This is a genomic window from Pseudomonas chlororaphis, assembly GCA_001023535.1.
Taxonomy (GTDB): Bacteria; Pseudomonadota; Gammaproteobacteria; order Pseudomonadales; family Pseudomonadaceae; genus Aquipseudomonas; species Aquipseudomonas chlororaphis_E.
Genome location: CP011020.1, coordinates 3040984 through 3052553 on the forward strand (window position 1 = coordinate 3040984; position 11570 = coordinate 3052553).

13 protein-coding genes are annotated in these 11570 nt (G+C 61.2%); 7 read left to right on the top strand and 6 right to left on the bottom strand.

Translation table 11 applies throughout. The features are described from left to right. Positions 1–262: 262 nt before the first annotated feature. Positions 263–2164, bottom strand: a complete 1902-nt coding sequence (locus VM99_13450; protein ID AKJ99025.1) for a potassium transporter Kup — start codon at positions 2162–2164, stop codon at positions 263–265. Between the two features lie 274 nt (positions 2165–2438). Between VM99_13450 and rimO the strand changes: the two genes are divergently transcribed. From rimO to VM99_13475, 5 genes are all read left to right on the top strand, one after another. Next, on the top strand, positions 2439–3779 hold the full coding sequence (gene rimO / locus VM99_13455; protein AKJ99026.1) for a ribosomal protein S12 methylthiotransferase: 1341 nt from the start codon (positions 2439–2441) through the stop codon (positions 3777–3779). A gap of 224 nt (positions 3780–4003) precedes the next feature. Beyond that, positions 4004–4477: an acetyltransferase gene (locus tag VM99_13460; GenBank protein ID AKJ99027.1), complete on the top strand. Its 474-nt coding sequence runs from the start codon at positions 4004–4006 to the stop codon at positions 4475–4477. Positions 4478–4559: 82 nt separating this feature from the next. After that, the gene (locus tag VM99_13465) at positions 4560–5270 is read left to right on the top strand and encodes an RNA-binding protein S4 (protein ID AKJ99028.1); all 711 of its coding nucleotides are present in this window, start codon (positions 4560–4562) and stop codon (positions 5268–5270) included. Positions 5271–5326: 56 nt separating this feature from the next. Continuing rightward, positions 5327–5788 (top strand): hypothetical protein, encoded by a 462-nt coding sequence (locus VM99_13470; protein AKJ99029.1) that lies wholly within the window; start codon positions 5327–5329, stop codon positions 5786–5788. 68 nt (positions 5789–5856) lie between these two features. Beyond that, the gene (locus VM99_13475) at positions 5857–6555 is read left to right on the top strand and encodes an S-adenosylmethionine-dependent methyltransferase RcsF (GenBank protein AKJ99030.1); all 699 of its coding nucleotides are present in this window, start codon (positions 5857–5859) and stop codon (positions 6553–6555) included. Positions 6556–6757: 202 nt separating this feature from the next. On the opposite strand, the gene VM99_13480 is transcribed toward VM99_13475, so the two are convergent. Beyond that, on the bottom strand, positions 6758–7537 hold the full coding sequence (locus VM99_13480; protein AKJ99031.1) for a ferredoxin-NADP reductase: 780 nt from the start codon (positions 7535–7537) through the stop codon (positions 6758–6760). Between the two features lie 121 nt (positions 7538–7658). On the opposite strand from VM99_13480, the gene VM99_13485 reads away from it, so the two are divergent. Then, positions 7659–8585, top strand: coding sequence for a LysR family transcriptional regulator (locus tag VM99_13485; GenBank protein AKJ99032.1), 927 nt, complete (start codon positions 7659–7661; stop codon positions 8583–8585). Between the two features lie 4 nt (positions 8586–8589). Here VM99_13485 and VM99_13490 read toward each other — a convergent pair whose 3' ends face one another. The 3 genes from VM99_13490 to VM99_13500 form a co-directional block, all read right to left on the bottom strand. Further along, a complete protein-coding gene (locus VM99_13490; GenBank protein ID AKJ99033.1) occupies positions 8590–8952 on the bottom strand; it encodes a diacylglycerol kinase in 363 nt (120 codons plus the stop codon). Between the two features lie 71 nt (positions 8953–9023). Then, positions 9024–9677: a LuxR family transcriptional regulator gene (locus VM99_13495; GenBank protein ID AKJ99034.1), complete on the bottom strand. Its 654-nt coding sequence runs from the start codon at positions 9675–9677 to the stop codon at positions 9024–9026. Between the two features lie 193 nt (positions 9678–9870). Continuing rightward, positions 9871–10617 carry a DTW protein gene (locus tag VM99_13500; GenBank protein AKJ99035.1) on the bottom strand — a complete coding sequence of 249 codons (747 nt, stop codon included), beginning with the start codon at positions 10615–10617 and terminating at the stop codon, positions 9871–9873. A gap of 184 nt (positions 10618–10801) precedes the next feature. Between VM99_13500 and VM99_13505 the strand changes: the two genes are divergently transcribed. Continuing rightward, a complete protein-coding gene (locus VM99_13505) occupies positions 10802–11224 on the top strand; it encodes a hypothetical protein (protein ID AKJ99036.1) in 423 nt (140 codons plus the stop codon). Positions 11225–11251: 27 nt separating this feature from the next. Here VM99_13505 and VM99_13510 read toward each other — a convergent pair whose 3' ends face one another. Further along, complete coding sequence (locus tag VM99_13510) at positions 11252–11449, bottom strand: hypothetical protein (GenBank protein ID AKJ99037.1); 198 nt, start codon at positions 11447–11449, stop codon at positions 11252–11254. Positions 11450–11570 lie beyond the last annotated feature (121 nt).

An 11570-nucleotide genomic window follows, 5' to 3' on the forward strand; every position in this document is an offset into this window, starting at 1 on the left:
TGTCTTAGGACCGCAAGGGCTTTTTATATATAGCGCATGCTTTTGTGGCGAGGGGATTTATCCCCGTCCGAGTGCAAAGCACTCGCTTGTTTTTCGCCGACATTGAGGGTTGCTTCGCAACCCAACGGGGATAAATCCCCTCGCCACAGATAAACCTCCTCATCACAAAAGTACATCTTTGTCCTGATAAAACAGTTCGTCACAGCGTCCACAAAAAAGCCCCCGCGGCCGCAAGACAACGGGGGCTTATTGTGGATCGGAGCTACATCTCGACCTGCGTCCCCAGCTCGATCACCCGGTTCACCGGCAGGTTGAAGAAGCGCAGGTTGCCGTTCGCGTTCTTCAGCAAGAAGGCGAACAGCAACTCGCGCCAGCGGGCCATGCCCTCGAGCTTGGAGGCGATGACCGTCTCGCGGCTGAGGAAGTAGGTGGTGCGCATCGGGCTGAAGTCCAGGTCATCCAGATGGCAGAGCTTGAGCGCCAGCGGCACATCCGGCTCGTCGGTGAAGCCAAAGTGCAGGATCACCCGGAAGAACCCTTCACCATAGGCATCGACCTCGAAGCGCCGTTGCGGCGGAACCCGGGGAATGTCTTCGTAGACCACCGTCAGCAACACCACCTGCTCGTGCAGCACCTGGTTATGCAGCAGGTTGTGCAACAGCGCATGGGGCACCGCGTCGGACCGCGCGGTCAGGAACACGGCGGTGCCCTGCACACGGTGCGGTGGCTGCACGCGGATGCTGCTGATGAAGATCGGCAACGGCAGCGCGCCTTCGTCCAGACGCTCCACCAGCAACTGCTTGCCGCGCTTCCAAGTGGTCATCAGCACGAACAGGGCAATACCGGCAACAACCGGGAAGGCGCCGCCCTGGATGATCTTCGGCACGTTGGCGGCAAAATACAGGCCGTCCACCAGGAGAAAACCGAGCAACACCGGCACCGCCAACAGCGGTGGCCACTTCCACAACAGCAGCATCACGGCCGAGACCAGGATCGTGGTCATCAACATGGTGCCGGTCACCGCCACGCCATAGGCCGAGGCCAGGGCACCGGAGGACTCAAAGCCCAGCACCAGCAGGACCACGCCCACCATCAGCGACCAGTTCACCGCGCCGATGTAGATCTGGCCTTGTTCGGCGCTGGAGGTGTGCTGGATGTACATGCGCGGGATGTAGCCGAGCTGGATCGCCTGGCGCGTCAGGGAAAACGCCCCGGAAATCACGGCTTGCGAAGCGATCACCGTGGCCAGGGTCGACAGGCCCACCAACGGGATCAACGCCCAGCTTGGCGCCAACAGGTAGAACGGGTTGCGCGCCGCTTCCGGGTCGCCCAGCAGCAATGCACCCTGACCGAAGTAGTTGAGCACCAGCGCCGGCAGCACCAGGATGAACCAGGCGCGTGCGATCGGTTTGCGACCGAAATGGCCCATGTCGGCGTATAGCGCTTCGGCGCCGGTCAGCGCCAGCACCACGGCACCGAGGATTGCCACGCCCATGCCGGGATGCACGAGGAAGAAACGCACGGCCCAGGCCGGGTTAACCGCCTGCAGCACTTCCGGGTGCTGGCTGATGCCATAGACCCCCAGGGCGCCGAGCACCAGGAACCAGGTCACCATGATCGGGCCGAACAGGATGCCGATCCGCGCCGTACCGTGACGCTGGATAATGAAAAGCCCCACCAGCACCACCAACGACAGCGGCACCACCCAGTGGTCGATGCCCTCGAACGCCAGGCCAAGGCCTTCGATCGCCGAGAGCACGGAGATCGCCGGGGTGATCATGCTGTCGCCGTAGAACAGCGCTGCGCCGATCAGGCCGCAGATCACCAGAAAGGTCCGCAACCGCGCCCGCCCCGCTGCGGCCCGCCGTGCCAGGGCAGTGAGCGCCATGATCCCACCCTCGCCCTGGTTGTCGGCCCGCAGGACGAACATCATGTACTTGATCGACACGACCCAGATCAGCGACCAGAAGATCAACGACAGGATGCCCAGCACGCCGTCATGGTTGACCGCCACGCCGTAGCCGCCGGAAAACACTTCTTTGAGGGTGTACAAGGGACTTGTGCCGATGTCGCCATAAACCACTCCGACCGCCGCCACCAGCATGCTCAGCGGCTTCGCTGCCGAATGCTCGGCACCCGCCGCCTGACTACTTGCATGACCCATCCAACACTCCTGATTCCCAGACCTGTCTGCTTGAACGAAAGCACTCTGCTACCTGACGCAGCATGCACTGTTTAACATCTCGTAACAGGTGTTTTGTTGACTGTAAAAACCGGTAAAGCGCAAAGGCGCGAAGCATAGCGCAGCACTCGTCGTTTTTCCCGGTATAAAGCTGGTCAACGGCCTCGTCCACCGCTAGAATTGCGCACTTTTTGATCAGAGGCGCGTCAGGCGTCCTGTCTCGGCAAGAGACGATCCCCCTACACCGAGGTTAGACATGTCCACCACTACCGCGCCAGCCAACCCGAAGGTTGGCTTCGTTTCCCTGGGTTGCCCGAAGGCTCTGGTCGACTCCGAGCGCATCCTGACCCAGCTGCGCATGGAAGGCTATGACGTCGTGTCCACGTACCAGGACGCCGACGTGGTAGTGGTCAACACTTGTGGCTTCATCGATTCGGCCAAGGCCGAGTCCCTGGAAGTGATCGGCGAAGCCATCAAGGAAAACGGCAAAGTCATCGTCACCGGCTGCATGGGCGTGGAAGAAGGCAACATCCGCGAAGTGCACCCCAGCGTGCTGGCGGTGACCGGCCCGCAGCAGTACGAGCAGGTGGTCAACGCCGTGCACGAGGTGGTGCCCCCGAAACAGGACCATAACCCGCTGATCGACCTGGTGCCGCCGCAAGGCATCAAGCTGACCCCGCGCCACTATGCCTACCTGAAGATTTCCGAAGGCTGCAACCACAGCTGCAGCTTCTGCATCATCCCGTCGATGCGCGGCAAGCTGGTGAGCCGCCCGGTGGGCGACGTGCTCGATGAAGCCCAGCGCCTGGTCAAGGCCGGCGTCAAGGAACTGCTGGTAATTTCCCAGGACACCAGCGCCTACGGCGTCGACGTGAAGTACCGCACCGGGTTCTGGAACGGCGCGCCGGTGAAAACCCGCATGACCGAACTGTGCGAGGCCCTCAGCACCCTCGGCGTCTGGGTTCGCCTGCATTACGTCTACCCGTACCCGCACGTCGACGAACTGATCCCGCTGATGGCCGCCGGCAAGATCCTGCCGTACCTGGACATCCCGTTCCAGCACGCCAGCCCGAAAGTGCTCAAGGCCATGAAACGCCCGGCGTTCGAAGACAAGACCCTGGCCCGGATCAAGAACTGGCGGGAAATCTGCCCGGAGCTGATCATCCGCTCCACGTTCATCGTCGGCTTCCCCGGCGAAACCGAAGAAGACTTCCAGTACCTGCTGGATTGGCTGACCGAAGCCCAGCTCGACCGCGTCGGCTGCTTCCAGTACTCCCCGGTCGAAGGCGCGCCCGCCAACGACCTGAACCTGGACGTGGTGCCGGACGACGTCAAGCAGGACCGCTGGGAACGCTTCATGGCGCACCAGCAGGCCATCAGCTCGGCCCGCCTGCAAATGCGCATCGGCCGTGAGATCGAAGTGCTGGTGGATGAAGTCGACGAACAGGGAGCCGTGGGCCGCTGCTTCTTCGACGCCCCGGAAATCGACGGCAACGTCTTCATCGACAACGGCAGCCACCTCAAGCCAGGCGACAAGGTCTGGTGCAAGGTGACCGACGCCGATGAGTACGACTTGTGGGCTGAGCAGATCAACTGATCGAGCCACTGCAATACCTTGTGGGAGCGGGCTTGCTCGCGAAAGCGGCGTATCAGTTAACCGTCATTTCGACTGACACACCGCCTTCGCGGGCAAGCCCGCTCCCACAATTTTTTGAAACCCGGTAAAAATTGAAAAGCCCCGCCCTTGCGACAAGATGCGGGGCTTTTTTACGGCTATCGTATGGAGAACATCAGGTCATCCAGCACAAGGAACAGGCGGGCATGCGGCAGCATTCGGTCATCCATACACCGAAATCGAGCGATTACCAGGAACTGACCCAGGTATGGGAGGCATCGGTGCGCGCGACCCATGACTTCCTGCCGGACAGCTACATCGAGTTGCTCAAGAACCTGGTGCTCACCCGCTACCTGGACGCGGTGATGCTCATTTGCACCCGGGACACCCGCCAACGGATTACCGGCTTCGCCGGCGTGGCGGCCGGCAAGATCGAAATGCTCTTCATCGACCCGCAACACCGCGGCCAGGGCCTGGGCAAGCAATTGCTGCACTACGCCATGGAACACCTGAACGCCGACGAGCTGGACGTCAACGAGCAGAACCCCCAGGCCCTGGGTTTCTATCTCAAGCAAGGTTTCGAAGTCATCGGCCGCTCGGAACGGGACGGCATGAACCAGCCCTACCCGTTGCTGCACATGCGCTACAAGCAATCCGACCTGAAGGCCCGACGCGGCTAAAAGCCACACAGCGCAAATGGACCCGCGATTAACCGGCGCCAGGCAGGTACAATGCCCACCCTCTTTTTGTTACGGCCCTGTCATGACTGACCCGATTCGTCTCTCCAAACGCCTCATCGAACTCGTCGGCTGTTCTCGTCGCGAGGCTGAGCTGTTCATCGAGGGCGGCTGGGTCACCGTGGACGGTGAAGTGATCGATGAACCGCAGTTCAAGGTCACCACCGAAAAGGTCGCGCTCGACCCCGAGGCCAAGGCCACCGCGCCGGAGCCGGTCACCCTGCTGCTGAACGTTCCCGCCGGCCTGGACGTCGACACCGCCATGGCATCCCTGGGACCGCAGACCCTGAGCGAAGAACATCGCTTCGGCAAGCGGCCGCTCAAGGGCCACTTCCTGCGCCTGACCGCCAGCGCCGACCTGCAAGCCAATGCCAGCGGGCTGCTGGTGTTCACCCAGGATTGGAAAGTCCTGCGCAAGCTCACCGCCGATGCCGCCAAGATCGAACAGGAATACGTAGTGGAAGTCGAAGGCGAGATGGTCGCCCACGGCCTCAACCGCCTGAACCATGGCCTGACCTACAAGGGCAAGGAGCTGCCGGCGGTCAAGGCCAGTTGGCAGAACGAAAACCGTCTGCGCTTCGCCATGAAGAACCCGCAACCGGGCGTGATCGCGCTGTTCTGCCAGGCCGTCGGCCTCAAGGTGGTCGCCATGCGCCGCATTCGCATCGGCGGCGTGTCCATCGGCAAGGTGCCGCTGGGCCAATGGCGTTACCTGTCCGCAAAAGAAAAGTTCTAATTCTACGGCGCCGCACCGAGCCGGGCGCCCACTGCCGATTGATCAGGATTGCACACATGATTCACAACGACGTACTGCGCAGCGTGCGCTACATGCTCGACATCAGCGACAAGAAAGTCATCGAGATCATCAAGCTCGGCGGCCTGGAAGTGGCCCTGGCGGATCTGGCCGGCTACCTCAAGAAAGACGAGGAAGAAGGCTTCGTGTTCTGCCCTGACGAGGTCATGGCGCACTTTCTCGATGGCCTGGTGATCTTCAAGCGTGGCAAGGACGACAGCCGTCCACCGCAACCGATCGAAGTGCCGGTGACCAACAACATCATCCTCAAGAAGCTGCGAGTGGCCTTCGAGCTGAAGGAAGACGACATGCACGCCATCCTCAAGGCGGCCGACTTCCCGGTTTCCAAGCCGGAACTGAGCGCGCTGTTCCGCAAGTTCGGCCACACCAACTACCGCCCGTGTGGCGACCAGTTGCTGCGCAACTTCCTCAAGGGCCTGACGCTGCGCGTCAGAGCTTAAACAACAGTTCCAAGCTTCAAGCTGCAAGCTTTTCACTTGCAGCTTGGAACTTGAAGCTTGAGGCCGCAATGACCTATAACGTCTCCCCCATCGGCTTCGTCCGCTCCTGTTTCAAGGAGAAGTTCGCCATCCCCCGGCAACCGCAGCTGGCCCCCGCCGCACGCGGCGTGCTGGAGCTGGTGGCGCCGTTCGACCTGGGGGATGCGGTGCAGGGCCTGGAGCAGGTCAGCCATGTCTGGCTGCTGTTCCTGTTCCACCAGGCCCTGGAAGACAAGCCGCGATTGAAAGTGCGCCCGCCGCGCCTGGGTGGCAACAAGTCGATGGGCGTGTTCGCCACCCGTGCGACCCATCGCCCCAACGGCATCGGCCAGTCGGTGGTGAAGCTGGAACGGGTAGAAGCCGGGCGCCTGTGGATCTCGGGCATCGACCTGCTGGACGGTACTCCCGTGCTGGACATCAAGCCCTACGTGCCCTATGCCGACATCATCGACTGCGCGTCCAACGGCATCGCCAGTGCGGCGCCTGAATTGATTCCAGTGCAGTGGGCGGACACTGCCCTGCTTCAAGCCCACGAGCACGCCACGCGTCTGGGAGAGCCCCTGGTGGAGCTGATTGAGCAGTGCCTGGCCCAAGACCCGCGCCCGGCGTACCAGATGCCTACCGCCGAACGGGAATATGGCGCGCAATTCTGGGACCTGGACGTTCGTTGGCATTACCCGCAGGCGGGGTTGATTCGGGTGTTGGAAGTGGTTCCGGCGAAACCGTAAACACCAGAAACGAAAAAGCCCGCGCGGCCTTTATCAGGCGGCGCGGGCTTTTTTGCGGGTAACTGTTGGATCGAGTCGCTGCAATCGCGAGCAAGCTCGCTCCCACACTTGATCTGGGTTGTTCACCAAATATGACTCAACACAAACCCTGTGGGAGCGAGCTTGCTCGCGATAGCGATCTATCAGGCTCCACAAATACAGCTTACTTCTCTACAAACGCCCGCTCGATCAAATAATCACCCGGCTCGCGCATACGCGGCGAAACGGTCAGGCCGAAGCTGTTGAGCACTTCGCTGGTCTCGTCGAGCATGCTCGGGCTGCCGCACAGCATGGCGCGGTCGTCCTGCGGGTTGATCGGCGGCAGGCCGATGTCCCGGAACAGCTTGCCGCTGCGCATCAGGTCGGTCAGGCGGCCTTCGTTCTCGAACGGCTCGCGGGTCACGGTCGGGTAGTAGATCAGCTTCTCGCGCAGCGCTTCGCCGAAGAACTCGTTCTGCGGCAAGTGCTCGGTGATGAATTCGCGGTAGGCGACTTCATTGACGTAGCGAACGCCGTGGCACAGGATCACCTTTTCGAAACGCTCGTAGGTTTCCGGATCCTGGATGACGCTCATGAACGGCGCCAGGCCGGTGCCGGTGCTGAGCAGGTACAGATGCTTGCCAGGCTTGAGATCGTCCAGCACCAGGGTGCCGGTGGGTTTCTTGCTGATGATGATCTCGTCGCCTTCCTTCAGGTGCTGCAACTGGGAAGTCAGCGGACCGTCGGGAACCTTGATGCTGAAGAATTCGAGATGCTCTTCCCAGTTCGGGCTGGCGATCGAGTAAGCGCGCATAAGCGGGCGGCCGTTGGGCTGCTGCAGGCCGATCATCACGAACTGACCGTTCTCGAAGCGCAGGCCCGGATCGCGGGTGCACTTGAAGCTGAACAGTGTGTCGTTCCAGTGATGAACACTGAGGACACGCTCGTGGTTCATGTTGCTCATGTACGGGGACTCCTGGGAATGTTGCCTGCGTCGTCAAGGTGCGCAATTGCATCGCATTCTAATGGCGACGACAATATCTGTTAACTGAATTATTAAGATAAGGGTTATCGGTTATATAGATATGCGATTTACTCTACGTCAACTTCAAGTCTTCGTCGCCGTCGCCCAGCAAGAGAGCGTGTCTCGCGCTGCGGGCCTGCTCAACCTGTCGCAATCGGCGGCCAGCACTTCCATCACCGAACTGGAGCGGCAATCGAGCTGCCAACTGTTCGACCGTGCCGGCAAGCGCCTGAGCCTCAACGCCCTCGGCAAACAACTGCTGCCCCAAGCCGTAGCGCTGCTGGACCAGGCCAAGGAGATCGAAGACCTGCTCAACGGCAAGTCCGGTTTCGGTTCTTTGGCGGTCGGCGCGACCCTGACCATCGGCAATTACCTGGCGACCCTGCTGATCGGCGGCTTCATGCAGCGTCATCCGGAAAGCCAGGTGAAGCTGCATGTGCAGAACACTGCCAATATCGTGCACCAGGTGGCCCATTATGAAATTGATCTGGGTCTAATCGAAGGCGATTGCAACCACCCGGACATCGAGGTGCAGAGCTGGGTCGAAGATGAACTGGTGGTGTTCTGCGCACCGCAGCACCCCCTGGCCAAACGCGGCCAGGCAAGCATGGAGGAGCTGACCCACGAAGCGTGGATATTGCGCGAACAGGGGTCGGGCACGCGGCTGACCTTCGACCAGGCCATGCGTCATCATCGCAGCGCGCTGAACATTCGCCTGGAACTGGAACACACCGAGGCGATCAAGCGCGCCGTGGAGTCGGGCCTGGGCATCGGCTGCATTTCTCGCCTGGCCCTGCGCGACGCCTTCCGCCGTGGCAGCCTGGTGGCCGTGGAAACCCCGGACATGGACCTGGCAAGGCAGTTCTACTTCATCTGGCACAAGCAGAAGTACCAGACCTCGGCCATGCGTGAATTCCTGGAGCTGTGCCGAGCCTTCACCGCCGGGGTCCAGCGCAGCGACGAGATCGTGCTGCCGGCCATTGCCTGAAGGGTTAAAGCAGGATCACGCCCCACACCAGGGCGATCATCGTCAGGGCGACGAGTTGGGCAGCGCTGCCCATGTCCTTGGCGTTTTTCGACAAGGGGTGCAGTTCCAGGGAAATGCGGTCGATCGCCGCTTCCACTGCCGAGTTGAGCAGCTCCACGATCAATGCCAACAGGCAGACCGCGATCAACAGCGCCTGCTCGACCCGGCTGACGTTCAGGAAGAACGACAACGGGATCAGCACGACATTGAGCAGCACCAACTGACGGAAAGCCGCTTCACCGACAAACGCGGCGCGCAGCCCGTCCAGGGAATAGCCGGAGGCGTTGAGGATGCGTTTCAGGCCGGTTTGGCCTTTAAAAGGTGACATAGAGTAGGCACTGATCGAAAAGGAGTGGAGAAGCTAATTCAAGTCCGGTCAAAAAAGCGTGAAGCCGTCCTTCAAGCCTGCGGCGAAATTGACTCAAGTTGTTGCAAAAGCAAGGCCGCCTGGGTCCGGGTGCGCACGTTCAGCTTGCGAAAGATCGCCGTGACGTGGGCCTTGATGGTGGCCTCCGACACGTTCAGCTCATAGGCGATCTGCTTGTTCAGCAGCCCCTCGCACACCATGGTCAATACCCGGAACTGCTGTGGCGTGAGGCTGGCCAGGCCCTCGCTGGCGGCCTTGGCCTCTTCGGAGACACTCACGGCTTCGAATGCCTGCGATGGCCAGGACACATCGCCATCGAGCACCGCCTTCACGGCCTTCTGGATCATCTCCAGGGAACTGGACTTGGGAATGAACCCACTGGCTCCGAATTCGCGCGCCTTGACCATCACCGAAGCTTCTTCCTGGGCCGAAACCATCACCACGGGAATCTGCGGGTATTGGCCGCGCAACAGTACCAAGCCTGAAAAACCATAGGCACCTGGCATGTTCAGGTCCAGCAGGACGAGATCCCAGTCAGCCTTTTCAGTCAGCCGGGCTTCCAGCTCCGCGATACTGGCCACCTCCGTCAACCGGACATCCGGGCCGAGGCCCAGGGTCACTGCCTGACGCAACGCGCTGCGAAAGAGCGGGTGGTCGTCGGCAATCAGGATTTCGTATGTGGCCATTTTTTCAATGATCCTGTTTTTAATGGCGGGCCGATGCATTCGCGCCCTGCCAAAACAACTCAAATCCACAGGGGCACATTTAGCGCCAAACACAGCATCTTAGCCGTTGGCCGCACCCGGGTCGGCGCCAAGCATGCCCAGCGAAGCCGGGGTGGTCAAGCAGCACGGCCGCCCTTGCGTCCAGTATGGGCCACTATTGCGCCAACACGGCAGGTGCAGTGCGAATGAAGGGCTGCAACTCGGCGTGGGCCGGGGTCGAGACATTCACCGCCTGCTGGCGCTTGGCCCCCAGGTAGTGCTGGCTGAACACGTCGAAATAAGCGTCCAGGGCCGACGCGGCATCGCTGTCTCCTGCCAGTTCCAGGCACAACGCCGCGACCTCGGCGGTACACAGGTGCTCGCTGCGGGTCGAACGGCGCAAGCGGTAGCGCGACAACCGGTCGGGCAGCAGGCTCAGGATCGGCAGCCGGTCGAAGTACGGGCTCTTGCGAAAAATCTTCCGCGCTTCCGTCCAGGTGGCGTCCAGCAGGATGAACAACGGGCGCCTGGCGTGATCGAGGTCAACTGTGTGGGTCACCCGGGAAGGCTCGACGTACTCGCCCGGAAACACCAGGTAGGGTTGCCATTGCGGGTCGTTCAGCAGCGCCAGCAGTTGTTTGTCGACCTCGGTACGCGACCAGATGAACGCGTGATTGTCGCGCACCACGTCGGCAATCAGCCAACCGGTGTTGCTCGGCTTGAACACTTCCTTGTTGGTCATGATCAGGCAGACCCCGGAACGGGTCTCGACAGTCGGCCGCCAGGCACACAGGCAATGACTCTCGATCACCCGGCAGGCGCTGCAACGGGGAGCCCGCCAGCCACGAGCCTGGAGCGGCTTGATGCCTTCATCGATACGCTGGTCGCGCAGGCAGGCGACGGCGTTGGGGGCATGTTTCATCGGGGACGACACCGACGTACAAGGGAACTGGACACGAACAACACTCGGCAGGGCAATAAAGGCCGGCAGTCTACCAGAGCGCGCAAGCCTGTACCGTCCACCCTGGCTCCCCTATAATTCCCGGCCACTGAACGCACAGTCATGTGATCGGTCGAACAAACCGTCACTGAACCAGGAGAGTTTCATGCTGCGCCTTATCGTCCCTACCGTTGCCGTTCTGCTGGCGACGTCCTTCAGCGCTCAGGCTGCCTCGCTGAAAGAACTCGAACTGAACAAGATGCTGCAGAACGTTGCCAAGGAAAGCAGCATCGGTACGCCGCGGGCGATCAACGAAGATATTCTCGACCAGGGCTACACCGTCGAAGGCACCGAGCTGATCAACCACCTCAGTGTGCAGAGCAGCCACGCCCAGAAAATGCGTGCAGACCCCAAGGCCGTGTATTTCCAGCTGGGTTCCACGGTGTGCACCAACCCGGGTTTCCGTAAGCTGATGGCCAAGGGCGCGACGATGCGTTACGAGTTTACCGAGGTCAAGACCAACCGCCCGGTCGCCACGGAACGCTTCCAGGAATCGGATTGCCCGAAAGCGACCAAGCCGAAGAAGTAACCCTGCCGGCCCCGTGGCCTGTAGGCATCAACCACACAGGCCACTGTCGCGCCGCTGCTCATCATCGGCGCGCAATTCCTCCACCAGCGCCTGTAGGTAGCGCGAGCGCCAGGCCCGCCCTTCCAACCGGCGGCAGCACTCTTCCTCCAGGCTCACTCGATTGGCCTGGGCCGACTCCAGCAGCATCAGATACAACTGCCTGTCGAGTTCCAGTGTCACCCTCATCTTTCACGCCTCCCTGCACGATCCGTCCTCAATCCACCGCGTGGCACCCAGCCCTGGGCATCTGCTTGCATGGGCACGCTTGATACTCAGTAAATCAGAGCCCTGTACGCGTGGCTGGTCA